General features: G+C 45.1%; 26 protein-coding genes. 15 read left to right on the top strand and 11 right to left on the bottom strand.

What is annotated here, in order from left to right:
• Window positions 1-246 precede the first annotated feature (246 nt).
• Together ushA and ybaK are read left to right on the top strand one after the other, a co-directional pair.
• Window positions 247-1908 (top strand): bifunctional UDP-sugar hydrolase/5'-nucleotidase UshA, encoded by a 1662-nt coding sequence (gene ushA / locus AACT23_RS09510; RefSeq protein ID WP_026028351.1) that lies wholly within the window; start codon window positions 247-249, stop codon window positions 1906-1908.
• A 106-nt stretch (window positions 1909-2014) separates the two neighbouring features.
• Complete coding sequence (ybaK, locus tag AACT23_RS09505; protein ID WP_026027304.1) at window positions 2015-2491, top strand: Cys-tRNA(Pro) deacylase; 477 nt, start codon at window positions 2015-2017, stop codon at window positions 2489-2491.
• A gap of 45 nt (window positions 2492-2536) precedes the next feature.
• Here ybaK and AACT23_RS09500 read toward each other — a convergent pair whose 3' ends face one another.
• Window positions 2537-3796, bottom strand: a complete 1260-nt coding sequence (locus AACT23_RS09500) for a uracil-xanthine permease family protein (RefSeq protein WP_010320498.1) — start codon at window positions 3794-3796, stop codon at window positions 2537-2539.
• Between the two features lie 189 nt (window positions 3797-3985).
• Here AACT23_RS09500 and AACT23_RS09495 point away from each other — a divergent pair, with 189 nt between their 5' ends.
• Window positions 3986-5131, top strand: coding sequence for a DUF2066 domain-containing protein (locus AACT23_RS09495; protein ID WP_041769128.1), 1146 nt, complete (start codon window positions 3986-3988; stop codon window positions 5129-5131).
• A gap of 107 nt (window positions 5132-5238) precedes the next feature.
• On the opposite strand, the gene AACT23_RS09490 is transcribed toward AACT23_RS09495, so the two are convergent.
• The 4 genes from AACT23_RS09490 to AACT23_RS09475 are packed head-to-tail and all read right to left on the bottom strand — an operon-like array spanning window position 5239 to window position 8067.
• The gene (locus tag AACT23_RS09490) at window positions 5239-5658 is read right to left on the bottom strand and encodes a DUF2069 domain-containing protein (protein WP_422824452.1); all 420 of its coding nucleotides are present in this window, start codon (window positions 5656-5658) and stop codon (window positions 5239-5241) included.
• A gap of 8 nt (window positions 5659-5666) precedes the next feature.
• Window positions 5667-6239, bottom strand: a complete 573-nt coding sequence (gene wrbA, locus AACT23_RS09485) for an NAD(P)H:quinone oxidoreductase (protein WP_017042769.1) — start codon at window positions 6237-6239, stop codon at window positions 5667-5669.
• Window positions 6236-6586, bottom strand: coding sequence for an arsenate reductase (glutaredoxin) (gene arsC / locus AACT23_RS09480; RefSeq protein ID WP_017042768.1), 351 nt, complete (start codon window positions 6584-6586; stop codon window positions 6236-6238). The genes wrbA and arsC overlap by 4 nt, the downstream gene beginning before the upstream one ends.
• Before the next feature lie 23 nt (window positions 6587-6609).
• The gene (locus AACT23_RS09475; protein ID WP_094127681.1) at window positions 6610-8067 is read right to left on the bottom strand and encodes a beta-barrel assembly-enhancing protease; all 1458 of its coding nucleotides are present in this window, start codon (window positions 8065-8067) and stop codon (window positions 6610-6612) included.
• A gap of 194 nt (window positions 8068-8261) precedes the next feature.
• Here AACT23_RS09475 and AACT23_RS09470 point away from each other — a divergent pair, with 194 nt between their 5' ends.
• The 3 genes from AACT23_RS09470 to AACT23_RS09460 all read left to right on the top strand — a co-directional run bounded on the left by AACT23_RS09470 (window position 8262) and on the right by AACT23_RS09460 (window position 11652).
• Entirely contained in the window at window positions 8262-8489 is a 228-nt protein-coding gene (locus tag AACT23_RS09470; RefSeq protein ID WP_017042766.1) for a sulfurtransferase TusA family protein, read from the top strand.
• Window positions 8490-9566, top strand: coding sequence for an AI-2E family transporter (locus AACT23_RS09465; protein WP_017042765.1), 1077 nt, complete (start codon window positions 8490-8492; stop codon window positions 9564-9566).
• A 214-nt stretch (window positions 9567-9780) separates the two neighbouring features.
• Complete coding sequence (locus AACT23_RS09460; protein ID WP_017045754.1) at window positions 9781-11652, top strand: methyl-accepting chemotaxis protein; 1872 nt, start codon at window positions 9781-9783, stop codon at window positions 11650-11652.
• An 81-nt stretch (window positions 11653-11733) separates the two neighbouring features.
• On the opposite strand, the gene bcp is transcribed toward AACT23_RS09460, so the two are convergent.
• Both bcp and AACT23_RS09450 read right to left on the bottom strand, forming a co-directional pair.
• Window positions 11734-12201 carry a thioredoxin-dependent thiol peroxidase gene (gene bcp / locus AACT23_RS09455; RefSeq protein WP_013856283.1) on the bottom strand — a complete coding sequence of 156 codons (468 nt, stop codon included), beginning with the start codon at window positions 12199-12201 and terminating at the stop codon, window positions 11734-11736.
• A gap of 13 nt (window positions 12202-12214) precedes the next feature.
• Window positions 12215-12757 (bottom strand): glycine cleavage system protein R, encoded by a 543-nt coding sequence (locus AACT23_RS09450; RefSeq protein ID WP_013856284.1) that lies wholly within the window; start codon window positions 12755-12757, stop codon window positions 12215-12217.
• A gap of 282 nt (window positions 12758-13039) precedes the next feature.
• Between AACT23_RS09450 and dapA the strand changes: the two genes are divergently transcribed.
• Both dapA and bamC read left to right on the top strand, forming a co-directional pair.
• A complete protein-coding gene (gene dapA, locus AACT23_RS09445) occupies window positions 13040-13918 on the top strand; it encodes a 4-hydroxy-tetrahydrodipicolinate synthase (RefSeq protein WP_026028067.1) in 879 nt (292 codons plus the stop codon).
• Between the two features lie 51 nt (window positions 13919-13969).
• A complete protein-coding gene (bamC, locus tag AACT23_RS09440; protein ID WP_094123682.1) occupies window positions 13970-14989 on the top strand; it encodes an outer membrane protein assembly factor BamC in 1020 nt (339 codons plus the stop codon).
• A gap of 43 nt (window positions 14990-15032) precedes the next feature.
• Here the strand turns inward: bamC and AACT23_RS09435 are convergent, their stop codons facing one another.
• From AACT23_RS09435 to AACT23_RS09420, 4 genes are read right to left on the bottom strand one after another with little or no spacing between them, the layout of a single operon-like run.
• Complete coding sequence (locus tag AACT23_RS09435) at window positions 15033-15212, bottom strand: DUF2897 family protein (protein WP_170906945.1); 180 nt, start codon at window positions 15210-15212, stop codon at window positions 15033-15035.
• A gap of 1 nt (window position 15213) precedes the next feature.
• The gene (locus AACT23_RS09430; protein ID WP_094123681.1) at window positions 15214-15897 is read right to left on the bottom strand and encodes a M15 family metallopeptidase; all 684 of its coding nucleotides are present in this window, start codon (window positions 15895-15897) and stop codon (window positions 15214-15216) included.
• Window positions 15898-15900: 3 nt separating this feature from the next.
• Window positions 15901-17034: a succinyl-diaminopimelate desuccinylase gene (dapE, locus tag AACT23_RS09425; protein WP_094127678.1), complete on the bottom strand. Its 1134-nt coding sequence runs from the start codon at window positions 17032-17034 to the stop codon at window positions 15901-15903.
• A 16-nt stretch (window positions 17035-17050) separates the two neighbouring features.
• A complete protein-coding gene (locus AACT23_RS09420; RefSeq protein WP_017047857.1) occupies window positions 17051-17398 on the bottom strand; it encodes an ArsC family reductase in 348 nt (115 codons plus the stop codon).
• Window positions 17399-17601: 203 nt separating this feature from the next.
• On the opposite strand from AACT23_RS09420, the gene AACT23_RS09415 reads away from it, so the two are divergent.
• The 7 genes from AACT23_RS09415 to AACT23_RS09385 all read left to right on the top strand — a co-directional run.
• Window positions 17602-17889, top strand: coding sequence for a winged helix-turn-helix domain-containing protein (locus AACT23_RS09415; RefSeq protein ID WP_010318729.1), 288 nt, complete (start codon window positions 17602-17604; stop codon window positions 17887-17889).
• Between the two features lie 541 nt (window positions 17890-18430).
• Window positions 18431-18982: a fimbrial protein gene (locus tag AACT23_RS09410; RefSeq protein WP_094127675.1), complete on the top strand. Its 552-nt coding sequence runs from the start codon at window positions 18431-18433 to the stop codon at window positions 18980-18982.
• Window positions 18983-19051: 69 nt separating this feature from the next.
• Window positions 19052-21553, top strand: coding sequence for a fimbria/pilus outer membrane usher protein (locus AACT23_RS09405; RefSeq protein ID WP_255211872.1), 2502 nt, complete (start codon window positions 19052-19054; stop codon window positions 21551-21553).
• A 26-nt stretch (window positions 21554-21579) separates the two neighbouring features.
• Window positions 21580-22323: a fimbria/pilus periplasmic chaperone gene (locus AACT23_RS09400; protein ID WP_094127672.1), complete on the top strand. Its 744-nt coding sequence runs from the start codon at window positions 21580-21582 to the stop codon at window positions 22321-22323.
• A 10-nt stretch (window positions 22324-22333) separates the two neighbouring features.
• A complete protein-coding gene (locus AACT23_RS09395) occupies window positions 22334-22909 on the top strand; it encodes a fimbrial protein (protein WP_141195544.1) in 576 nt (191 codons plus the stop codon).
• Window positions 22875-23861, top strand: coding sequence for a reverse transcriptase domain-containing protein (locus AACT23_RS09390; protein ID WP_255211871.1), 987 nt, complete (start codon window positions 22875-22877; stop codon window positions 23859-23861). The genes AACT23_RS09395 and AACT23_RS09390 overlap by 35 nt, the downstream gene beginning before the upstream one ends.
• Window positions 23858-24615, top strand: a 758-nt coding sequence (locus AACT23_RS09385; RefSeq protein WP_217899554.1) for a hypothetical protein, incomplete at its 3' end; no start/stop codon positions are given. The genes AACT23_RS09390 and AACT23_RS09385, both read left to right, overlap by 4 nt.

The raw sequence follows: 24615 nt of genomic DNA, 5'->3' as shown, positions 1-24615 counted from the left end.
TGTTTAGGAAAGAAAACGATTGCCTGTGATCCATTAAAATTTCACGTGTAACCTGTGGCAACCGTTACATTTTTGAATTGATTTTATAGTGATCAATTCTACATAAATATGAAATCAATCTGTCACCTTTGAGATGTTAATTTAAACTGGGTCAAGTTTATTGGTATGGCTTGATTTTGTGTTTGCAACGTTGACCATAGCCTCCCCCTCACAAGCAGTGGATTTTTCAAGTTCAAAGGTATGATAATGAAACAACGTCTTATTCTAAAAACAGCGCTCAGCGCGGCCATTCTTACAGCCCTTGTGGGTTGCGCAACTCAACCCACTCATGAGTGGAAAGAAGATACGACTTATAAACTCACCGTGTTACACACTAATGACCACCACGGTCGTTTCTGGCAAAACAAATATGGTGAGTATGGTATGGCGGCACGTAAAACGCTGATCGACGATCTTCGCTCTGATATTGAAGCTGAAGGCGGCAGCGTGCTGCTTCTTTCTGGTGGCGATATTAATACCGGAGTTCCTGAATCTGATCTGCAAGATGCAGAGCCTGATTTTAAAGGCATGAGCAAGATTGGTTATGATGCGATGGCGTTAGGTAACCATGAATTCGATAACCCGCTCGAGGTGCTGTTTAAGCAAAAAGAGTGGGCGAATTTCCCAATGCTGTCGGCCAACATTTACGATAAAGCGACCGGAAAACGTCTATTCCAAGCCTACCAAATGTTTGATAAACAGGGCGTGAAAATAGCGGTTATCGGTTTAACGACTGAAGATACCGCTAAAATCGGCAACCCTGAATATATTGGTGGTATTGAGTTTAGAGATCCAAAAGAAGAAGCGAAAAAACTGATCGCAGAAATTGAGAAAACGGAAAAGCCGGACCTTATTTTTGCCGTTACCCACATGGGCCATTATGAAAATGGTCAACGTGGTGTGAATGCACCAGGTGATGTTGCGCTTGCACGATACTTGGATGAAGGTTCTCTCGATATGATCGTCGGCGGCCACTCTCAAGAGCCGGTCTGCATGGAAGGCCCTAACGTGGTGAAGAAAAACTTCCATCCGGGAGATGAATGTAAGCCTGATATGCAAAACGGTACTTACATAGTGCAAGCGCATGAATGGGGTAAGTATGTTGGCCGTGCGGATTACGAATTCCGTAATGGTCAACTGAACATGGTGAGCTACAATCTGATCCCTGTAAACCTGAAGAAAAAGGTGAACGTGAATGGCGAGAGTAAGCGCGTACTGATTCAAGATCAAATCGCTGAAGATTCAGAAATGCTTAGCTTCTTGCGTCCATATCAAGAACAAGGCCAAGCGAAACTGAATGTGGTCATTGCACAAAGTAATGGCAAGTTAGAAGGGGATCGCAACGTTGTCCGTTTCCAACAAACCAATTTAGGTCGTTTGATTGCACTTTCTCATATGGAACGCGCAAAAGCCGACTTTGCGGTGATGAATTCTGGCGGCGTGCGTGATTCGATTGATGCAGGAAAAATCACTTATAAAGATGTGCTCAAAGTGCAACCTTTTGCCAATATTCTCACTTATACCGATATGACCGGGGCTGAAGTGTTGGATTACCTCAATGAAGTGGCGACCAAACCTGTTGATTCTGGCGCTTATGTACAATTCGCGGGGATTTCGATGACAGTGGCCAATGGTAAGGTATCGAACGTCTTTATTGGTGATAAGCAGCTCCGTTTGGACGAAACGTATCGCTTCACCGTGCCTAGCTACAATGCAGCAGGTGGTGATGGTTATCCAAAAATCTCCGATCATCCAGGTTATGTGAATACGGGGTTTGTGGACGCGGAAGTATTAAAAGATTACCTCGAAGCACACAGTCCAATTGATGTGAACCAATATGCACCAGCAGGCGAAATTGTCTATAAGTGATAGCTCGATAAAGAGTTTGACTCATTGTGAGCAATCATTTTAACTAAAGGCGGTGCTTAGGCATCGCTTTTTTATTGGCACTAACGGTTACTTTGAGATAAGCACGATGACACCTGCGATTGATTTGGCGAAAAAGAAAAAAATTCCTCACACTCTCCATCAATATCAACATGATCCTAATCACAGCAGTTATGGTTTAGAAGCGGCTGAGGTTTTGGGACAAGATCCGAAAAAAGTGTTTAAAACACTGCTGTTTTGCTTAAATGGCGAGCCGAAAAATCTCGCTGTCGCGATTATTCCTGTTGATCAAAAATTAAACTTAAAGCGTGCGGCCAAAGCGGCTAAGTCGAAAAAAGCGGAAATGGCTAATCCAGACATAGCGCAAAAAACCACAGGTTATGTGGTCGGTGGCATTAGCCCGCTTGGGCAGAAAAAAGCACTACCGACCTTCATTCATCTCAGCGCAGAAGATCAATCGACCATCTGTGTCAGTGCAGGTAAGCGCGGTTTAGAGATTGAATTGGCACCGAGCGATCTTGCGTTATTAACGCGAGGTGAGTTTGTTGAATTGTGTCAAGAATAGAGAATGAAAATCCGGCCTCGATTGAGGCCGGATTGACTGGCAAAATTAGTTCTTCAGTTTGATCTCTTCTTCCATCTGGGCGTTATCCACCACATGGTTTTCTCCTAAGTCATTAGGAAGGATCAAGTTTAGAATAATGGCTACGATACCGCATAAGCTGACACCTTGTAGGCTAAACTCTCCGATACCAAAGGCCATGCCGCCGATACCAAACACTAATGTCACTGCCACAATCACTAAGTTACGAGACTTGTGAAGATCGACATGATTTTTAATCAGTGTGTTTAGGCCAACCGTTGCAATTGAACCGAACAGCAAAATCATAATGCCGCCCATTACTGGAATTGGAATGGTTTGTAGTAGCGCGCCCAGCTTACCAACCAATGCTAATACAATCGCGGTGATCGCAGCCCAAGTCATGATTACTGGATTAAAGGCTTTCGTCAGCATTACGGCACCCGTCACTTCGCTGTACGTAGTGTTTGGTGGCGCACCCAGCATCGAGGCTGCGATAGTGGCAACACCGTCACCCGCAATGGTGCGATGTAGCCCAGGTTTCTTGATGTAATCTTTTCCGGTGACGTTTGAGATCGCGAGCATATCGCCCACGTGTTCGACTGCCGGAGCAATTGCAACTGGGATCATGAACAAGATAGCGTTGATGTTGAACTCAGGGAAAGTGAAGTTCGGCATTGACAGCCAAGCCGCTTGCGTAACAGGAGTAAAATCCACTACACCAAAATAGAGGCCCAAAAGATAGCCTGCAAAAATACCGCCGCAGATCGGCAATAGTTTGAGAAAACCTTTGGCAAAAACGCTAATCGTGATGGTGGTTAACAGTGAAACGCAAGAGATCCACATCGCTACATCTGAGCTAATCAGTTGTACCGAACCATCTCCAGTTTTACCTAGCGCCATGTTTACAGCAACAGGCGCAAGGCCTAAGCCAATCACCATGATCACCGGGCCAACGACCACAGGAGGTAAAATTTTGTGGATGATTTCTACGCCACGGACTTTGATGATCGCTCCCAGTAGTATGTAGACAAAACCAGCGGCCACTAAACCGCCCATCGTCGAGGCAACGCCCCAAGTTTGGATGCCAAACATAATCGGTGCAATAAAGGCAAAAGAAGAAGCAAGAAAGATGGGGACTGAGCGGCGAGTAATAAGTTGGAATAAAAGGGTACCGACACCGGCGCCAAATAGTGCAACGTTAGGATCAAGCCCAGTTAACAGTGGGACAAGAACCAGCGCACCAAATGCGACGAAGAGCATCTGTGCGCCTTGGATGGCATTTTTCATCATGATTTCCCTGAAGCAAAATAAAAATTCGCGGGATTCTATCACTTTTGCAAACGATTGCCATTGAAACTAGATCAAATAAAGTCACAAATGTTGATGAAATTATCACCGAACTCTGCCGTGGATTCCTTGCCGCGGACCGGATAGTTGCTTATCATCGACGTTCACAAAACAGATCATAGGAACAGTATGCGCTATTTAGCTATGTTGGTGATGAGCTTACTCACTCTCCCTGCTTATGCCTTAACCAAGGTCGACTTATACCATACCGAAGTCGTGATTGATCAACAGCAAGACAATGCCGACGCGAATGCTCGTATCAAAGGGATGAGCGAAGTGATTGTTCGAGCTTCGGGTGATAGGAATGCGGTGAACAATGAGGTGATTAAAAAAGCCTTAAGGCAGAATTCGCAATATTTAGCGCAAATCAGTTATGGTCAAAATGGGGCGCAATCTTCGATTGTCATGGGGTTTAGCGCACCGCATATCCGCACATTATTAACTCAAGCTCAATTACCATTTTGGCCTGAAAACCGAGCTAATGTTTTAGTCTGGTTGATTGAAGAGTCAGGTTATGACCGCAGTATCGCTTGGGAGCATTCTGACACGAGTACGTTAAAACAGCTTAAAGGCGCGACTCAAACTCGCGGTTTGCCTATCACAGTGCCTGTGGGTGATTTTGATGATATTACCGGTGTGGAAGTCTCGGATTTGTGGGGCGGTTTCGTGCAGCCTATCAGCATGGCTAGCCAACGTTATCCAACCGATGCTGTATTGGTGGTCAGAGTGCAAAGTAATGGTGTGCGTTGGAGTTTGTATGATCAACCCGCCGCTCAAATGGCACAAGCCACGAAAGCGCCACTGTCTGGTCAAGCGTCTGGTGACGATGCCATTGAACAAATGGTCGATCAATTGAGTGATTACTATGCAAGAAAGAGCTCGGTTATCGTGGCCAGTGAATCCTCTTCTTCGCTGCTTGCTCGTTTTAGCCCGATTGATGATGCAATGGATTTCTTTACCTTGGAGAATAAGTTGAAGCGCTTAAGCTCTGTTGCTTCTTTGGACATTCTCAAGATTCAAGGTGAGGAAATCACTTTCGAAGTGCATTTGTTGGCTTCAGAGTCCGAGTTTGAGCAAGAAGTGCTACGCATGGGCAAAGTCGCTAAAATTGACGACCCACAGCCAGAGAGTGTGCCAACACAGCTTACCCCAGCAGCAGAGGTTGATGATTCTGCTGTGGAGTCAGGCTCTTTGCAAGTCACACCTGAACCGTCATTATCTCAGGCCATCACTGAACCAGTGAAGCGAGTGCTCTCTTTTGAGTGGCAAGCGTAAAGTACTCAGTCACCTCTTGAACAAATGCTGAGATAATCAAAAAGAGCCCATCAGGGCTCTTTTTGTATGAGAAGAATAGGCAATCCTGTCATGGATTGACTCTATGGTTAGTTATCGTGGGTAAAATTGGCTTTCTCTTGCTTTTCGACTTCAGATAGACGCTTGAGTTTCAGTCCGAGCTCTTTACCGCGATGGCGAGCATACAAGGTATTACCGACAAAAGCGGCAAATGTAAGTAGCAGTTCTACTACCGCTAACCAGCGCTCCCCTCCATCAACATAAATCAGCGTCAATGCGTGTAGAAAGTAGAGCATTAAAACAAAGTTGGCCCAGGCGTGAGTGTAGGGTTTTCCGGCCAAAATTCCCGGTAATGGTAAAAGCAGTGGGATAACCCATGCAATGGCCAATGCAACATGATTAAGATGAGGGTGAGGAGAGAGCGAGAATTGCCATAAAACCACCCATATAATTAGGGATAAGTTACTCAGTAAAGCTAGCCATCGGTACTGCTTGGTGTTTGGCATCATTTCTGCCGTCATAATCTGTCCTTTAATCGGCTGGCTAGCATTGCCAGCCGTTTTCCTAAATTTTTAGCCAGTTCACTTTCGTGCGTAGTGAGTTGTGGCGAGTGTGTTGCGACATGGCTTGCACCATATGGCGTGCCTCCAGAGGTGGTGGTATGCAGTGCAGGCTCTGAATAAGGGATGCCAACGATTAACATGCCATGATGCATCAGTGGCAGCATCATACTCTGTTGCGTACTCTCTTGGCCGCCATGCAAAGAGGATGAAGAAGTAAACACGCAAGCGGGTTTATCAATTAATGCGCCGCTAATCCATAAAGGGGTCGTTTGGTCCCAAAAGTGCTTCAGTGGCGCGGCCATATTGCCAAACCAGACTGGGCTGCCAAAAGCCAAACCATCACATTGCTTTAACTCATCCAGAGTCAGGTAGGGATCGGTCGTTTGCTCTGCATGATTGTCTAGCGCCGGAACGGTGCGCAAGAGCGCTGTCGCGCCTTGTGCTTCAATTCCGCGTGCGATTTGTCGTGCCAGTGCTTGCGTTGAACCGTGCCTACTGTAATAAAGTACGACGACTTTAATACTCATAAAATCTCAAGTACTTGCTCTGGTGGACGGCCGTGGCGCGCTTTACCATTGGCGACAACAATGGGACGCTCAATCAACTTAGGGTGCGCGGCCATGGCTGAAAATAGTTGATCATCAGTAAGTGCATCATCACTTAGGCCAAGTTCTTTATAGAGATCTTCTTTGGTGCGCATCATATCACGAACCTGTTGTAGCCCGAGTTGAGCGTACAAGGTTTTCAACTGTTCGATGGTTGGGGCTTGGTCTAAATATTTGATGATCTGTGGCTTTAACTGGCGGTCTTCTAGTAGTGCCAGAGTTTCACGACTTTTTGAGCATTTAGGGTTGTGATAAATCACGACTGACATAACTTCTCCTCGTTGTATTGTGATTATTGGAGTGATAAGAATCGGTCTCGTTGCACCATCAATTGGTCAATGCGTGCATCGTAGCGAGCTTGTTCTAAGCTGCCAAGTTCGGCGAGTTGACTTGCTTGAGTGTAATATTGAATCGCTTTATTCCAATTAGCTTTGAGCGCTAAAAGCTCCGCTCGCGCGGCGAGATCTTCTTGGCTATTGCCAATGCCGATATTCGCTTCTGATAGCAAATGCCAGCCGTTGGTATCATTAGGGTTGTCATGGGTGTAGCGCTGCAATACCCGAATGGCATCAGACAATTTATCTTGTTTTAACAAGCTGTTGGCGTAGTTAATTGTTAAGGTTGGATTGTTCGGTTTCTGTTTAAGCGCCTTTTCGAGCAAGGTTTGGGCTTTGGCCGCTTGATTTAGAGCGATATCGAGATCGGCCATCGCATCAAGATAGAAATTGTTTGTTGGGTCTTGTGCAACCAGCTTTGATAAAATCGCCTCTGATTTATCAAATTGCTTGCTATCGAGATAAACCAAGGCTTTGCCATATTGGAAGGCTGGCGCGAGAGCCGCCCCCTCTTTTTTCTCCGCACGCTTAAACCAATCAAGAGCGGCTTCATTATCAATCCCAGCATAGCGAGCAACAATTCGCGAGCGTGCTAAATGGTAATCCAACGAAGGTTGAAGGCGCATAGGCGGGTAGTGTTGGGCACGCTCACGGCTGTCGGTAATACGATCTTCTGGCAGCGGATGGGTTAGTAACATTGGTGGCGGTTTACTAGCGTAACGATATTCATCAGCGAGGCGGCCAAAAAACCTTGGCATGGCTTGGGCATCAAACCCCGCTTTGGCTAGCGTTGCAATACCAAATCGGTCAGCCTCTTTTTCATTACTGCGCGTATAGTTTATTTGGCTTTGCATACTGCCTGCGGTGGTGGCGGTAATGGCGGCAATGCCCACTTCAGGTGCCGCAATGGCCAATAACAAAGAGCCTGCCAATGCGGCGATTGTTGCTGGTGAGCGTCTGGCTTGATCTTCCATACTGCGTGCTAAATGGCGCTGCGTGACGTGGGCAATTTCGTGCGAAAGAACCGAAGCGAGTTCGCTTTCTGTTTGTGCATGCAAAAACAACCCAGAGTGCAACGCAACATAACCGCCAAAGAAGGCAAACGCATTGATATTGCGATCGCGGATCATAAAAAAGGTGAACGGCGTTTTTACATCGTTGGCATTGGCAACCAATTTATGCCCTAGGCTATCGATGTACTCGTTGATCACCGGATCATTGACGATAGGCTGGCTGTTACGCAGCATGCGCATATAAGCATCACCATAAATAAGCTCTTGATCAATCGTCAAGGTCGAACCTGCTACTGTCCCAATGTCCGGTAGCTCTATGGTGTCGGCATAGCTCAAGGAAGGGGCGTTTATCGCCACAGTAATACAGAGGCAAAGTAAGGATCGAGCGCGTTTAAACTTCATATTTGTCAGTGATATTCCGTGATCTTCTTGTCTGTATGACATTGAATGTGTGAATTGGTTTCCAACTCAAAATAACGGCCAAAAATTGTAGAGAGAGAAGAGTAAGCCAGCCGGTGTTTGAGTATCGATAAACACTGGCATGCCAGTCAAAACTCGATACAATGGCAGGCCTATATTAAGCATTGAGCAGAAGAATGGAACCAAATATTCTGGATTTACGCCAGCAGCGTTGTCCGATGGCTTTATTACTTGCGAAGCGTCACACTGTTCAATTGGTTTTGGGTGAGGTATTAGACATTTGGCTTAACGACGTCAGCTCAGGACAGGATATAGAAAAATATTTGTCTGCTCATGGCTTTCGTTGCCAGTGGAACACGTCACCCGGCTATTTTTGGCTAAAAGTAATTAAGGAACTCGATTAAATGTTTGAAATGGTAACTCGTTGGTATCAAAGACGCTTTTCTGATCCTCATGCCGTTAGTCTGGTTGCTATTCTGTTTTTTGGTTTTGTAACGATATATTTCTTCGGCCATTTGATTGCGCCGCTGCTTGTGGCCATTGTGCTGGCGTATTTACTTGAGTGGCCAGTAATGCAATTGCGCCGTTTTGGGCTTCCTAGGTCCGTTTCCGTAATTTTGGTGATTTTGCTATTTGTCGGTTTGATGCTGCTGGCTATCTTTGGTTTAGTACCAACCATTTGGAAACAGGTTGGTAATTTAATCAATGACATTCCTAACATGTATGCAGGGTTGCAAAGCTTCATTTTGAGTATTCCTGAACGTTACCCTGAACTCGATAACTTACAGATTGTTGAGTCGGTGATAAGCAATGCGAAGAACCAGGCTTTAGGTATGGGGGAAAGTGTCGTTAAAGGGTCACTTGCTTCTCTTGTGAGTTTGGCCACCTTGGGTGTCTATCTCATTCTAGTGCCGTTGCTGGTCTTCTTTTTATTGAAAGATAAGAATGAAATGCTGCGAATGACCAGTGGGTTATTGCCACGCAACCGTAAACTCGCGGCTAAAGTATGGCAAGAGATGAACCAACAAATCTCAAACTACATCCGTGGAAAAGTGTTAGAAATACTGATTGTTGGTAGTATCAGTTACGTCACTTTCGCCATTCTTGATTTACGTTATTCGGTGTTGCTTGCTGTGGCTGTGGGTCTATCGGTTTTGATCCCTTATATTGGCGCGGCTGCTGTGACGGTGCCAGTTGCCATCGTCGGTCTCTTCCAATGGGGCATGACTCCACCATTTTACACATTATTAATTGCTTATGGCATCATCCAAGCTTTGGATGGCAACGTATTGGTTCCCGTTCTATTTTCTGAAGCCGTTAATCTACATCCCGTTGCTATCATTGTCGCGGTGTTAGTCTTTGGTGGGCTATGGGGGTTTTGGGGCGTGTTTTTTGCAATTCCTCTTGCCACTCTAGTAAAAGCAGTATGGCATGCTTTGCCCAGCACTGATGAACCTGTTGTTGAGGCTGAATCACCCTAAAATCACTGAATTATAAATAAAAAATAGAGAGTAAACAGAATCTCTAAGGAAGCCTAAACCGTAATCGTTTTGGGCTTTTTTTTTGCCAAATAGTAAATATTGATTAGACTGAACTAAGTGGATGTGTAAAAAAGCTATAGATTTTTTGTAACTTGGCGATAACTAACTATAACCACAAAAATGATAATTAATTTGGCATCAATGAGGGATACTTATGAAGTTTAGCCAAAAAATAGTTGCAGCTTCTTCTGCACTTCTGCTTGTTACCGTCTCGCTTATTTCCATTCAGCAACTGAGCATTGTTCGCTCGGAAATAGAATCCCTAGTTACAAAAAGTCTGAATGAAATGGAAGCAGGGGTTAAAAACACCATTGTTTCTGAAATGGAAAGCAAAAAATCCTTGGCTCAGTCAATGACTGAGGTGATTGAGCTTGATCCGCTCAACCGGGATTACGTTAAAAACATTCTTGAAAAACCGAAGTTGAAAAAAAGCTTTTTAGCCATAGGGTTAGGGTATGAATCCGATGGCAAAGTGGTGGAGAATGATGACGGTTGGGAGCCAAGCGCTGATTACGATCCTCGCAAGCGCCCTTGGTTTGTGGATGCTAAAGCATCGAAAAAACTTATCGTTACAGCGCCGTATGTCGATATTTCTACCAAAAATGTGATCATTTCTATTGGTACGCCTATTTATGATCAAGGTCGATTCTCTGGTGCCATGTTCTACGATATGGAATTGACGGGTTTAGCTGAATTGGTGAACTCTATTAATTTATTCGATGCGGGTTACCTCTTTATCGTTTCAGGTGACGGAGCGACGATTGCTCACCCTGATACCAAAAATAATGGTGAGAAGTTATCGACTTATTTACCGCAAGTGACTCTGAAAGAGGGGGACCAACAGATTGAAATTGATGGTACCCGTTATCTCGTCAGCTTCACTCATATTCCAAGTGAGAACTGGTACATCGGTGCGATTGTTGATGAATCCATCGCCTTCAATGCGATTGGCGTATTACGCAATAGCTCTATTATCTATACGTTAATTGGGCTTGTGTTGAGTGTGATTGGCTTGACGCTACTGATTAAAGTGTTAATGCGTCCATTAGGTGTGCTCAATGAAGCGATTCAAGATGTCGCCTCAGGGCAGGGGGATTTAACCAAACGCTTGGATACCAATACGGACCAAGAGTTTGCTCAACTCGCATCAGGGTTTAATACCTTTACTGAGACGCTGCAAAAGCAGATCACGCAATCAAAAGCGATTGGTGAAGAGATCATGCGTGGCACAGAGCTCACGGTGCAAGGTGCTCATGAGTCAGCAGAAGCGATGCGCACTCAGTTACAAGAGTTAGAGCAACTAGCCACTGCAATGCACGAAATGGCAGTGACATCGACAGAAGTTGCCAATAATGCGCAAGGTGCAGCAGCAGCGGCGAAAGAAGCCGATGAAGCAACGCAAGATGGTTCCAGTGTGGTCAGTGAAACGACATTGTCGATCGACAATTTATCGGCCCGCATTGACCAAGCGGTGGAAGAGGTGAAAGGCCTAGAGTCCGCGACGGCAAATATTGAAACTATTTTGAAAGTGATTAATGACATTGCTGATCAAACTAACTTGCTTGCCTTAAACGCGGCGATTGAAGCGGCTCGAGCGGGTGAATCTGGCCGTGGCTTTGCCGTTGTTGCTGATGAAGTGCGTACACTAGCTCAGCGCACTCAGCAATCGACCACCGAAATTCGTAGTATGATTGAGCAATTACAAGCAGGAGCGAGTTCGGTTTCTTCGGCTATGAATGAAAGTAAAACGACGGCTGTTGATGCGGTGAATAAAGCGAAAACGGCAAATTCGGCATTGAACCGTATTCGTGATGCGATACAAGTGATTTCGGACATGAATATCCAAATTGCATCTGCGGCAGAAGAGCAAAGCCTTGTGGCTGAAGAGATCAACACCAATACAGTGAAGATTAAAGATTTGTCGACGCAAGTGGCACAATCTGCTGAAGAAGCCAATATCGCAATGCAGGTTCAAACGGAAAACGTTCGTGAGCAAGATGCTCTGCTCAATAAGTTCATTGTGTAATTACACATCAACTTTTGATTAGCCGTGTTACAAAAATGCCAGTATTAAGAACTGGCATTTTTTATTTCAGTCGAGTTTTGATTATTGGGCGTTTAGATAATCAAGTACCACTTCATGGTGATCTTTGGTTTTGAATTTATCAAAAACCTGTTCAATGATACCTTGCTCGTTAATTAAAAAGCTAATCCGGTGTAGGCCATCATAAACTTTGCCCATGAACTTCTTCTCACCCCATACGCCGAACTGCTCAGCAACCACGTGGTCTTCATCGGATAATAAAGTAAAGTTTAAGTGATCACGTTCAATGAACTTACCTAAACGCTTCACGGGATCGGTGCTGACTCCGAGTACCACTACGTTGTGAGCATCGAGTTCCGCTTTTACATCTCGAAGGCCTTGAGCCTGAACAGTACAACCTGGTGTCATGGCTTTAGGGTAAAAGTAGAACAACACCTTTTTCCCTGAGAAATCAGCAAGGGAAACGGTATTTCCATCTTGATCTAAAAGTGAAAAAGCAGGTGCTGGCGTGCCTGCAGTAAGCGTTTTCATTATTATTCCTTTTTTATTGACTGTTTTTTATAAAGTTGAGCGAACCTTGTACATCCAGTGTCTTGCATAAACTGTCAAATTCTTCTTGTAGTTGCATTAAGTTACACCCTGAATCGACACTGGCGGTAATGGCAATATGAAATTGGTCGTGATCAAGATGTAACTTCGATTTATGAATCGTCTGCGCACTCAGTGAAGCCATACCAATATTACGATTGGCAAAAAATTGAGTGAATTTCTCTGTTAGGCCAATTTTGTCTTCAGACTCAACAAACACTTCAACCGTATAGGCATTATCTTGATAATCATGAGGTGATGTACGTTTCATGATAGTGATGAGATCATGTTGTTGGCCTAATAGAGGTAAGGTTGTCTCTACTCGGGTGATGTGGTTTGTATTGCCAGAGACCAGCATGATGAGCGTGAACTCTTTGCCAAACAAAGCAATTCGGCTATCGATGATATTGCAGCCTGATTGCGTAACTAAACGTACCACTTCATTACAGATACCAGGGCGGTCTGTCCCTACAGCAGTGATCACTAGATGCTGAGTCATAATATCGCTTCACTTTTATCGTTTTGGGCATGTTATCACAGTTAAATTATAGAGGAACGGTGGTGGAATAGCTTTTTAAGAACTCCGTCTTGAAAATAACGTGTTGTTGACATCGACATATTCAGATCCGCTATAAAGTTTGCCCTTAATTGATGTTGTTTGTTAAACCTCTAACATCTGATAAATATTCATCCAAATGGGCTGATTAAGCGAATTTAATCCCTTGTGTTTTTCAATCGCCTTACAGTACCATGCAGAAAGTAACAAATTAGGGAGATGGACATGTTTTCAGGAAGTATCGTAGCGCTCATTACACCGTTTAATCATGATGGTGAGGTTGATTTTGTTAGTTTGAAGAAGCTGGTGGACTTTCACGTGACAGCCGGAACTGACGCCATTGTTGCCGTCGGAACAACGGGTGAATCTGCCACGCTAACCGTTGAAGAGCATGTCAAAGTTGTCGCAAAAACCGTCGAATTTGCCGAAGGACGTATTCCTGTTATTGCGGGAACGGGTGCGAATGCTACTCATGAGGCGGTAACGTTTAGCCGTTTATTAAATAACACAGGTATTGCTGGCTGTTTAAGTGTGACTCCTTATTACAATAAACCAACCCAAGAAGGTTTATTTCAACACTACAAAGCAATTTCTCAAGAGACTGATATCCCTCAGATTCTCTATAATGTACCAGGCCGTACAGCGGTAGATTTGCGTCCTGAAACCGTCGCTCGCCTTGCTGAAATTAAAACGATCGTCGCTTTGAAAGATGCAACGGGTGATTTGAGCCGAGTGGCTCTTCATCGTGAGCTTTGTGGAAAAGACTTTATTTTATTAAGTGGCGATGACGCGACGGGTTTGGAGTTTGTTAAATTAGGTGGACAAGGTGTTATTTCGGTGACGAATAATATTGCCGCTAAAGATATGGCGCAGATGATGCACTTAGCATTAGAAGGCCGATTCGACGAGGCTGAGCTTATTAATCAACGTTTAATGCCTTTGCATAAAGGTCTATTTGTTGAGTCGAGCCCGATCCCAGTGAAATGGGCTGCTCACAAAATGGGATTGATTACAAATGGTGATCTACGTCTACCTTTGACTGAACTGTCTGAACCTGTACGTTCAACGGTTGCCCAAGCCATGACCGAAGCTTGTATCTTCTAAATCGATTCAATATTGTGCCGAGGCTTTTTCCTCGGCAGTCTAGGAGTTTGAATGAAATTTACTCATCAGCTAGTTATCAGTTCACTAGCTGTTTTTGTTTTAAGCGCATGTGCTGGTAACGCTTCTCAGCGTCGCCAAGCAAAAGATGATTTTGCTTATTTAGAAACCCCTGCTCTAAAAGAGTGGCAACTTCCTGAAGGAGCCACTCCGCAGTTTTACCCTAATTACCAGATCCCTGAAGGTGACTTCCAAGGTGGCATTGGCCGTACTGTGGATATTCGTCCTCCTCAACAAGTATTAGAATTGATCCCTGGTGCGCGTGCCGAGCGCCAAAATGGCGAAGTGACATTATGGATGATCAAGCAAGAGGAAGCCGATAAGGTGTGGCAAACTGCGTTAGCCATGCTTAAAGAGCGAGACATTGGTATCGCTGCACAAAGTGAAAACCAGATTGATACTGATTGGGTGACTTGGGTTTCTGAAGATGAAGAAGTTGAGATTGGTAGCCGCTACCAAATCTCACGGGTGATGGCGAATAATCGTTTTGGTTTTAAGATTTCATTGACTGGTTGGCGTGAAGGTGGCAAAGAGATGCCAGTGAGTGCCACCAATAAAGAGCGTTATAATGCGTTCATGACCAATTTGGTCACGGCTCGTTACGATACCGATCTACGTCAAGAAGCAGCACGTAAAGCCCAACAGTTGGTTAAACAGATCCCCATTACGATGGGCAGTGACCGTAGTGGTTTCCCTGTAATTATTGCTCGTACCTCTTACGATGTTCTGTGGCAACGTTTGCCTAATCTTATGCCGCAGATCGGTTTTACGCTCGAAGAGCGCAACCAATCTCAAGGTACAATAAAAGCGAAATACTCCGCGCCAGATGACGCCTTTTGGCAAGACATTGGCGTGAAACCTATCTCGCTAAAAAGTGGAACTTACACCTTCTTGTTAGGTGATCTAGGTAACCGTACCTCGATCAACGTGACCAATTCAGCCGGCAAGCCAGTGGAAGAAGAACTACTGAAAGATATGGTACCTGTACTGTCGGCGATTGCCGAGCGTCAGTAATTGTGATGACGAATCCATGAAAAATAAAGGGACGAAAGTCCCTTTATTTTTGCTCTGAATCTGAGTCTTCGTGCTTATCAAGTTCGTTGAGTTTATCCAGATCACTCTTTTTCCCTTTCAAGCCAAATTTCATGTTAGCCGTGTATTTCAGCGCGGCAATATTACCGATAAACACCGCTAAGATTACAATAGTGATAACCCAAGGGTTGGTAATGAATTCCATATCAGGACTCCGGTTGGCTGATGTTAACAATGTACTGAGTGTAGATCCGATCTAAGTTCTCTTGTACCGTCGACACACCTAGGAGCGGCATGTTTTCAAGCTGTGTCGCCAATACGCTTGGCGTCAACAGGTCAAGGCAGTCTTTAGCCGCTGTTTTGTGGCTAATATGCCAAGGTTCAAACGCAACACCGCCTTTCTTTCCTTGGTAGGGGAAGAAAAAACCAAACTTAGGTAAATGCTCTTTCATCCATTGATAAAAAGGAGCTTGGTGGCCTGAGAGATATTCCCAAGGTTCAAGCTTGAGCGTGACACCTGTCGGTAATGCTTTGCGATCAAAAACATCAAAGTCACACCCCCAATGGTGGCGGCTGCTACCGGGCAGCGCTGACCAGCGCAAAATCGTGAATATCTTTTGTTCTTCGCTTAACTGAGCAGGGTTTATCGGTTGACTGTTATTATCCAGTAATTCGGCTTGCCCTGACATTTTCCGATTCCAGATGTTCAACTGGCGTTCAAAATCACGAAACCCACTGGCGATATGGAAATCAAAACCAGCGTCGTCAGCCGCTTGTTTTAGAGCGAGCAAATCTTGGATCACCCCGGGGTGAACCAAGAAAGATTTCCGCCCAATCAGTACTGATGTTAAATGGGAGTCGGTTTGTCCGGTCAACTGCTCTGGAGTCATGGGTTACACCAATAAATTCTCTAGGGTTTTTTGGTACATATCCGTCAGTTTCTCTAAATCGGCAATCTTAACGCACTCGTTAACTTTATGAATTGTCGCGTTAACAGGACCAAGTTCGACCACTTGTGCGCCCATCTGGGCAATAAAGCGTCCATCAGATGTGCCCCCTGTCGTCAATAGCTCTGGGGATTTGTGGTTCACCTCATCGACGGCTTTAACGACGGCAGTCAGTAATGAACCCGTATCGGTCAAGAAAGGTTGGCCGCTTAATGTCCAGCGTAATTCATAATCCAATCCATGGGCATCTAAGATAGAATGCACGCGGCGCTTGATCTCTTCATCGGTTAACTCGGTACTGAAACGGAAGTTAAACTGCACGTCAAACTCACCGGGGATGACGTTTGATGCTCCCGTGCCAGCTTGCAAGTTTGGAATTTGGAAGCTGGTCGGTGGGAAATAAGCGTTCCCTTCATCCCATTTTATTGCCGCAAGTTCGGCTAACGCAGGCAAGGCTTGGTGAATCGGGTTATTAGCAAGGTGAGGATAAGCAACGTGTCCTTGAATCCCTTTTATCTGTAGATCGCCTGTAATTGAGCCACGACGGCCATTTTTTATCACATCGCCCACATTTAATGTACTCGATGGCTCACCGACGATACACATATCAATTGGCTCATTACGCGCCATTAACGTATCGACTACGCGAGTGGTGCCATTGATGAATGGCCCTTCTTCATCTGAAGTGATCAAAAAGGCAATCGAACCTTGATGGTTAGGGTGCTGTTCAATAAAGCGCTCGACAGCGACAACCATGCAAGCAAGCGAGCCTTTCATATCTGCCGCCCCGCGCCCATGCAAATAACCATCAATTACAGTCGGTTCAAACGGCGCTGTATGCCACTGCGCTAAAGGACCCGCGGGAACCACATCCGTATGGCCAGCAAAGGCAAAAAGAGGCGATTGGGTGCCGCGGCGAGCCCAAAAATTAGTGGTATCTTCAAAGACCATTGTTTCCACTTCAAACCCTAGTGCTTGTAAGCGTTTAATCATCAGGTCTTGGCAACCTGCATCCTCAGGAGTTACTGATTGGCGAGTAATGAGATCTTTTGCGAGCGCCAGTATAGGGCTGTCTGTCATCCTTGAAATCCTTGTATTAAGAGAAAATAGCAGCGTATTGCTGAGCATTAAAACCGAGATGGTAATGGGTATCGACCAATAAAATAGGCCGTTTGATCATAGCAGGTTGCTCAACCAGCAAGGTCACAACACTGTGAGCATCTAACGACTCTTTTTGTGAGGGCGTGAGCTGACGAAAGGTTGTACCGCGTTTATTGAGTACATTTTCCCAACCAAGTGCTTGGCAAAACTGAGCCACGAGCTCGGCATCAATACCTTGTTTACGGTAGTCATGAAATTGGTAATCCACCCCCGCAGCTTCCAACCATTTCCGTGCTTTTTTAATGGTGTCGCAGTTGGGGATGCCATACATAGTGATCGTCATAAAAATCCTTGTTGAGGCGTATTATTTTTTTAATGGTCAAATCCTATCAGGAAGCGCTGTGGCTTACAAAATAGAGATGCTTTTATTTCGTTGTTTAAAAAAAATGTGTTTCAGTTGCTTACGATTGGAAAGTTATTGATCGAACGCAACACTCTAAATGTGAAAACAGAAATAATGAAGCGGCACAGTAATAGGAGGTGTCAATGGAACTGAGTCCTGTTTTTGCAAGGCGACTGTATTTAGCTTTGTTAGTAGAAAGCCTTGAAAGACCAAACGTGCCCAAACTCATCGAAAAAACGGGGTGGCCTCGCCGTACGATTCAGGATGTCCTGAAAGCACTGCCAGGAATAGGGATTGAACTGATGTTTGTTCAAGATGGAAGGCGTCACAATGATGGTTACTATCAACTCTCTGATTGGGGGCCATTTGATAGTCAATGGGTATTAGATCGTCGCTGTGATATTGCGACTAGCCTTGGATTTAGTGCATAAGCCAGCATTTGCTGGCTTTTTTTATTTTCCTATATTTATATCTCTCAAATAAATACGATAAAAAGAGTAAATTCTACTACGGTTACTTTTCTCTAAAAAACCAGACCATATCAAGTTTCTATATTTTCCATTGAAATGTTTCGTAATGAATGGAATGGTAATTCATTTTTTAATATATCCACATCTTGGGTTTTTATTACTTAAAATGGTTACCATTTTATTTTTACACTTTTCAGTGGTTAAAGGCTTATCCCTAGGTTCTTCGGTTTACCTTATATGTTCCAATTTATTGCGGTCATGCTATCTTTTTGTTTTTTATGGTATTTTTTAGTATTTTTTTGGAGTTTATAATCCTGTTTTTTTTTGTGCATAATTCATTTCGTCAATTGATTGGTGTTGGTTAAGTTTTTAACTCCTCAAATCAAAATCAACCAATCAAACCAAACAAAATAAGAAACCAACCTCCAACCTAAGTCTACTAAAAGAAGAATCTAATATCTTCTTCTTTTAATAGCTTAAAAAACGAAACTAGGATTAAGAAATGAAAAAAACAATTATCGCTTCTGCAATGACAATGACAATGACAATGACAATGCTTTCTGCCTCTGTGTTCGCTGCGGAAGCACCAGTTGACCATGGCCATGGTGTAATTAACTTTGTGGGCTCTATCGTTGATGCGCCATGTTCTATTGCTCCAGAAAGTATCGATCAGACCATCCAAATGGGTCAGATTTCTAATGTTCTATTAGAAAAAAATGGTGAGACACCACTACGTCCTATTGAAGTGCATCTTGAGTCTTGCTCTCTAGAAACTGCGAAAGCAGCCACTATGACATTCACAGGTAATGCTGACGGTGTTATGACTAAATCTCTTGCTATCCAAGGTTCAGGCAAAGGCGCTGCTATTTCTCTAGTCAACATGAATGACAGCGCTTCAATTGAACTAGGTACAAAAACTAAGGGTATCGAATTAATTGAAGGTGACAACATTCTAAACTTTGGTGCCAAGCTTGTTGGTACAGTTAAAGAAGGCGAAAAAGCAGTTCCTGGTGAGTTTACTGCCACTGCAAACTTTATGATCAGCTACGAGTAAGTCTAAGCATTATTAGGACAATACGCGCAGGGATGCGCGTCTTTTTTAAGGTTTGCATGGGGTTGGTAATTGAAACATATAAACAAAAAAACATTATCTCTGATTGTTTCATCCGCCATTCTGGGTGGGATGGAATCATCTCTTGCTGCAAATATTGAATTTAATACTGATCTACTCGATGTTAAAGATAAAGAAAGCATTGAATCTGGTGTTTTTCAGCAAGCTGGATACATAGTGCCTGGCGAATACAGCATGCAAATGGTCGTCAATAATATGTTGATTGGTGAACGCAAAGTGCTTTTTTATGAGCAGGGCGAGAACGAATCACAACTTTGCTTAACATCTGACTTAGCTAATGAATTAGGCTTAAAAACAGCCGAACTTGATCGTTTATTGGCAAGTCCACTTATGTCGATCGAAGAAGGTTCAGTTTGTTATAATCCTGAAGTACTTGAGGGTATGCTGATCAAGGGTGAATTAAACAAAGACACTCTTACAATCTCCGTGCCTCAAGCTTATCGAAATTATATGAGTGACTCTTGGGAGCCACCTTCTCGTTGGGATAATGGAGTGAATGGTGCGCTACTTGATTACGGTATCAACCTCCGTAATGACCATTCAGAAAATAACAACAAAACTAGCCTAACTGGTTACGGCGTGGCTGGAATTAATGCCGACGTGTGGCGATTGCGAGCGGATTGGCAAGGTCGTTACCAACACAACGAAAATAAAAATGGTCTAGAAGATTCTGAAAGCGAGTTCGATGTCCGTCGTGTCTATGCCTATCGAGCTTTACCCGAACTGCATGCCAAATTGACGTTGGGTGAACAAGATCTCGGTAATTCAATTTTTGACGGTTTCCAATTTACCGGAGCTTCATTGATCACCGATGATAAGATGCTGCCTCCGAATCTACGTGGTTATGCGCCAGAAGTGGTAGGAATAGCTAAAACAAACGCCAAAGTAGTGATAAGCCAACAAGGCCGAGTTATTTATGAAACACAAGTCGCATCTGGGCCTTTTAGAATTCAAGATCTGAGCAGCTCTATCAGTGGTATGTTGGATGTGCGGGTAGAAGAGCAAGATGGTTCAGTGCAGACTTTTCAAGTTAACACCGCCACTATTCCGTACCTATCTCGCCCCGGCTCATTACGCTACAAATTCAACAGTGGCAAAGTTAGCAGCAGAAAACATGAGTTAGACGGGCCTGCCTTTGCCAGTGCTGAGTTTTCTTGGGGGGTTAATAATGGTTGGTCACTACTTGGTGGCGGCTTACTTGCTGATGATTATTCAGCCTTATCCGTAGGTGTCGGCCGAGATCTGCTTAAGTTTGGTGCTATTTCATTCGATGTCACTGAGTCGCGAGCTCAACTTCCAGAAGGGACGAAAAGTGGCGGCTCTTATCGAGTCAACTATTCGAAAATGTTTGAACAGTATGACAGCCAAGTCGCGTTTGCGGGATATCGTTTCTCTGAGCGAGATTTTATGACCATGAATGATTTTATGGTCGCTAAAGAGATTGGCGAGCCATACCGTGGTGGCTCGAAAGAGATGTACAGCGTGGTATTGAGTAAGCAGTTTAGAGATGCAAAGCTGGGTGCTTACGTAGACTATACACATCAGTCCTATTGGTCGCAGACTGATAGTGATCGAATTAGTCTTTCGCTCTCTCACTCCTTCGATGTGATGGACTGGCGAAATCTAAGCACCTCAGTGAGCGCTTATCATCTTGAGCAGAATGATCGCACTGATGATGGGCTTTATTTTACGCTGTCGGTACCTTTTGGAAATAATAAACACGTTAGTTACAGCGCTTCAACCATGGGCGGAAAAACCACCAATAGCATGAGCTTCTATAATCGAGTTGATGAACGCAACAGCTATTCAGTGACTGCTTCAACGTCACCGGCTGGTGAAAGTGCGAGCGGTTTCTATACTTATACTGGTGATAAAGCCAATGTTATGGCCAATATTAGCCATCAAACAGGTGGGTCAACCGCAGTAGGTGTATCACTGAATGGTGGCATTACCGCGACAGGGCAAGGCGTTGCGGTGCATCGTGTTGGTGTGATGGGGGGGAGCCGTATTATGGTCGACACGGATGGTACCAAGGATGTTCCAGTACATGCCGGTGGGCTGCCAACGTATACCGATAAATACGGCAAGGCAGTGGTAGCCGATGTTGCTAGCTACTATCGTCAACGTACCAGTATTGATGTCAATAAGTTAGGTGAAAATGCCGAGCCAATCGGCACCCCGATATCCATGGGGACCTTAACAGAAGGGGCTATCGGTTACCGCCATTTCGATATGCTTTCGGGCAGTAAGTTGATGCTTGAACTGGTTAAATCGGACGGTAAACCCGTACCTTTTGCCACTGAAGTATTCAATAAGAAAGGTCAGGTCTTGGGGATGGTTGGCGAGGATGGCATGGCCTACTTAGCTGGCCTACATAGTAGCGATATCGTCGAAGCGCGTTGGGGGAGAGAGCAACATTGTCACATACAGCTACCTTCACCGTTACCTGCATTGGACACAATGGCTAAACTCACCTGTACTAATGACCGATAGTTGATTATTAGATTGAGATAAACAATATGAACAATACATTACGCTATACTTTTCCTCTGTTACTGGCCCTGCTGGCGGGCCAGTCACAGGCTGCGGTCTCTTTGGATAGAACACGGGTTATTTACCCGGGAGAGGCCAAATCGATGAGCCTTACCATTCGCAACAACAACAAAACCATGCCTTACCTAGCACAAGCTTGGTTGGAAGATTCTGAGGGCAATAAAGTTAACCAGCCTTTTACTTTGCTGCCTCCGGTTCAGCGTTTGGAACCGGGCATGGAGAGCTTAGTAAAAATCCAGACACTCCCTAGTGTCGTGCAGCTACCTCAAGATAAAGAGAGCTTGTTCTACTTTAGCCTACGAGAAGTACCACCACGCAGTGATAAACCGAACACGCTGCAGTTGGCTCTGCAAACACGCATTAAGTTCTTTTACCGCCCTGCAAGCCTCTTGATTGAGCCCGGCAGCAACAAAGCTCCGTGGCAGGAGAAATTAACACTGCAGCAATCGGCTGGGAAATATCAGTTGAACAATCCCACCCCTTATTATGTGACGATTGTGGCCGCAGCAACGAGTGTAAAAAGTGAAGGCATTGAAGGTTTTGAAGCAGTCATGATTGCGCCAAACAGCAGTGTTGAGCTCAACGTGGCGACTGCCAAACTCGGCGCCAACCCAACCTTTACTTATGTCGATGACTTTGGTGGACGCAGAACCATCAGCTATCAGTGTGCAAACAGTTGTCGTTTCGTGGCAGAAAAAGAGGCCAAGTGAGGAAGCAAACATGATGTGCAGTTCACATGAGGCGGCGCAGGCTGCCAATCGGTGCAAAAATTGGCGCAAAAGCTGGGTCGCTGCTCTGCCATTGTTGCCACTCTGGCTACCTTTTTACGCCGTAGCGGGAAGCCAAGAACTGATGATGACCATCACCGCCGAGGTGGTGGGTCAGCCATGCTCACTGCGTCCGGGGGATGAAATTATTCCTGTCGATTTTGGCAATATTAACAATAAAGAACTGTTGCGCGATGGCAGAACCCCAAGTAGGTCGTTTCAGTTGCACCTGGATGAGTGCGATCCCTCCATCGCAGACAGTGTCAGCGTCACTTTTTCCGGGGTAGCCAGTGAAGAGAGAGCGCTATTGGCACTCTCTGCTGACAGTCAGGCAAAAGGCATTGCGATAGGGCTAGAGCAAGGCGGCCAAGCGTTACCGATTAACCAGCCAAGCCGTGCTTTCACTTTAGCTGAGGGCGGTAATGTGCTTGATTTTGCCGCCTATGTGCAGTTACTGCCTTCGGCACAAGCCGGGGTGACGCCGGGGGCCTTTAATGCCACCGCCAATTTCACGCTGGATTATGACTAACCTCTATCCCTTGATGCATTTGGAGCAGGCTTGGCAACTGGCGTTCCAATGGGTGTGCAAACGCCGACGCCATTACCCAGCTAACGCAGATATATGGCATTTGCGTTTTGACTGGCCGAACTATTCGCAAAAACTGTTAAGTCAAGTTCTGGCCGGCGATTACCGATTAAGTGCCATGAAGGTGATAGGGCAGCATGCCCTATGGTCCGCTCAAGATGCATTAGTGCTTAAATGGGTCGCATTGCAATGCGCGCCATGGCTTCCTATACATCCACGTTGTGAGCATGGTTTAGGCATGGGGGTTAAAGCGTCCAGAAGTCGTCTAGAGCGGTTTTTAAATGGGGTAAAAGGCAGTTACCCATTTGTGATGCGTACCGATATTCGTGGTTATTATCGGCATATCAATAAAAATCAGGTACTAGAACGGGTAGTGGCTTCGCTGCCATCGCCCATTTGGCGAGAGTTGATTCGGCAATACCTCTATTACACGGTGGAAGATGGCGGGGAGTTTTACACACCCGAATCTGGCATTGGGAGGGGTTGTGCTTTGAGCCCACTGATTGGGGCCAGTTTGCTTTACGCCATAGACAGCGATTTTGCACAGCGCCCCGATCTCTATTACGCCCGCTATATGGATGATTTTATTATTCTAGCCCGTAGCCGTTGGCGGCTTCGACGGGCCATTGCCACCTTACGCGGCCATTTGGACGAAGGCGGTTTTTCACTTCACCCAGACAAAACCCAGATAGGTAAACTAACCAAAGGGTTCGATTGGCTGGGTGGTTGGTATAACGAGCAGGGAAGAGTGGGCATTGCGCCGCGCGCCCTGCACCATTACCGTACCCGATCTCTGCGGCTTTATGAGCAAGCTCGTCGGCTAGGATATTCCCATCAGGAGTGCCTAGCGCGAGTGCAGAATTATCGGGTTCGGTGGAGAAGATGCTTTAAATGAGAAAACTACAGACAAAGAACAGCGTCGTTAGAACCTTAATAATATCGCTTGCACTCACATGTGTCCAAACTCTGGAAGGCGCTGAACTTGAAATTAATGATGATATGACAGGCAAGCTTAAGGTATCCGCTTCGGAACTCAATACCCATGCATCGATTGATTTTCTCACCAATTACAGAATGGCGTCAATAGTGCTGACGTGGGACAACCCCTACTTAAAGTCAACCGGATACTGTGACAACCGACCAAACACGGTCGGTCGAGGTGATGTTATCTTTCGTTTTCCACCGGATGACCCACTCCGGCTACGCTATATGGATGAGGCCTCCGAAATACTCGAGTCTTGCGTGTGGTATTTCTCACCTGCGATCCCAACATCCTTACCTCCTGACAATATCGCGATTAACTACTATGATAAATACAATGGGTGGCACTCTGGGATTTATTTCGATGGTATCGGTTCCACAACGCCCACGCCCACCGTGAATTGCGAAAGTGTTATAGTCAAACATGTATCGTTTGGTCCTGTTCGTGTTGGCGAAGTGTCTGAGGGTAACGGTGGACTTCGCGTGACTTGTGATCTCAACGCTTCCGTTGAAATCAGCGTTAATGAACACAAACCTCTAATGAACCCCGACGGTTCAATAATCGAGTTTAACTATACTAAGAGTCACTTGGTTGAAAGAGGTATTCCCTCGGAGATTTCTATAAATACGCGCATGGTCCAGGCCCCCCCAGTCGCGGGGTCCTATAA

The sequence above is a fragment of the Vibrio sp. V09_P4A23P171 genome (assembly GCF_963875615.1).
Taxonomy (GTDB): domain Bacteria; phylum Pseudomonadota; class Gammaproteobacteria; order Enterobacterales; family Vibrionaceae; genus Vibrio; species Vibrio anguillarum.
Note: the sequence above shows the minus strand (reverse complement) of the source record. Positions and strands in the feature narration are given on the sequence as shown.

What these genes read in the sequence shown, in the direction of transcription:
- AACT23_RS09400 (WP_094127672.1), top strand. Translation starts at nt 21,580, where the DNA reads ATGAACAATACATTACGCTATACTTTTCCTCTGTTACTGGCCCTGCTG.
- AACT23_RS09500 (WP_010320498.1), bottom strand. Translation starts at nt 3,796, where the DNA reads ATGAAAAATGCCATCCAAGGCGCACAGATGCTCTTCGTCGCATTTGGT.
- AACT23_RS09465 (WP_017042765.1), top strand. Translation starts at nt 8,490, where the DNA reads ATGTTTGAAATGGTAACTCGTTGGTATCAAAGACGCTTTTCTGATCCT.
- ushA (WP_026028351.1), top strand. Translation starts at nt 247, where the DNA reads ATGAAACAACGTCTTATTCTAAAAACAGCGCTCAGCGCGGCCATTCTT.
- AACT23_RS09450 (WP_013856284.1), bottom strand. Translation starts at nt 12,757, where the DNA reads ATGACTCAGCATCTAGTGATCACTGCTGTAGGGACAGACCGCCCTGGT.
- arsC (WP_017042768.1), bottom strand. Translation starts at nt 6,586, where the DNA reads ATGTCAGTCGTGATTTATCACAACCCTAAATGCTCAAAAAGTCGTGAA.
- AACT23_RS09490 (WP_422824452.1), bottom strand. Translation starts at nt 5,658, where the DNA reads ATGATGCCAAACACCAAGCAGTACCGATGGCTAGCTTTACTGAGTAAC.
- AACT23_RS09410 (WP_094127675.1), top strand. Translation starts at nt 18,431, where the DNA reads ATGAAAAAAACAATTATCGCTTCTGCAATGACAATGACAATGACAATG.
- ybaK (WP_026027304.1), top strand. Translation starts at nt 2,015, where the DNA reads ATGACACCTGCGATTGATTTGGCGAAAAAGAAAAAAATTCCTCACACT.
- bamC (WP_094123682.1), top strand. Translation starts at nt 13,970, where the DNA reads ATGAAATTTACTCATCAGCTAGTTATCAGTTCACTAGCTGTTTTTGTT.
- AACT23_RS09390 (WP_255211871.1), top strand. Translation starts at nt 22,875, where the DNA reads ATGCCACCGCCAATTTCACGCTGGATTATGACTAACCTCTATCCCTTG.
- AACT23_RS09495 (WP_041769128.1), top strand. Translation starts at nt 3,986, where the DNA reads ATGCGCTATTTAGCTATGTTGGTGATGAGCTTACTCACTCTCCCTGCT.
- wrbA (WP_017042769.1), bottom strand. Translation starts at nt 6,239, where the DNA reads ATGAGTATTAAAGTCGTCGTACTTTATTACAGTAGGCACGGTTCAACG.
- bcp (WP_013856283.1), bottom strand. Translation starts at nt 12,201, where the DNA reads ATGAAAACGCTTACTGCAGGCACGCCAGCACCTGCTTTTTCACTTTTA.
- AACT23_RS09460 (WP_017045754.1), top strand. Translation starts at nt 9,781, where the DNA reads ATGAAGTTTAGCCAAAAAATAGTTGCAGCTTCTTCTGCACTTCTGCTT.
- AACT23_RS09420 (WP_017047857.1), bottom strand. Translation starts at nt 17,398, where the DNA reads ATGACGATCACTATGTATGGCATCCCCAACTGCGACACCATTAAAAAA.
- AACT23_RS09475 (WP_094127681.1), bottom strand. Translation starts at nt 8,067, where the DNA reads ATGAAGTTTAAACGCGCTCGATCCTTACTTTGCCTCTGTATTACTGTG.
- AACT23_RS09470 (WP_017042766.1), top strand. Translation starts at nt 8,262, where the DNA reads ATGGAACCAAATATTCTGGATTTACGCCAGCAGCGTTGTCCGATGGCT.
- dapA (WP_026028067.1), top strand. Translation starts at nt 13,040, where the DNA reads ATGTTTTCAGGAAGTATCGTAGCGCTCATTACACCGTTTAATCATGAT.
- AACT23_RS09415 (WP_010318729.1), top strand. Translation starts at nt 17,602, where the DNA reads ATGGAACTGAGTCCTGTTTTTGCAAGGCGACTGTATTTAGCTTTGTTA.
- AACT23_RS09435 (WP_170906945.1), bottom strand. Translation starts at nt 15,212, where the DNA reads ATGGAATTCATTACCAACCCTTGGGTTATCACTATTGTAATCTTAGCG.
- dapE (WP_094127678.1), bottom strand. Translation starts at nt 17,034, where the DNA reads ATGACAGACAGCCCTATACTGGCGCTCGCAAAAGATCTCATTACTCGC.
- AACT23_RS09430 (WP_094123681.1), bottom strand. Translation starts at nt 15,897, where the DNA reads ATGACTCCAGAGCAGTTGACCGGACAAACCGACTCCCATTTAACATCA.
- AACT23_RS09395 (WP_141195544.1), top strand. Translation starts at nt 22,334, where the DNA reads ATGATGTGCAGTTCACATGAGGCGGCGCAGGCTGCCAATCGGTGCAAA.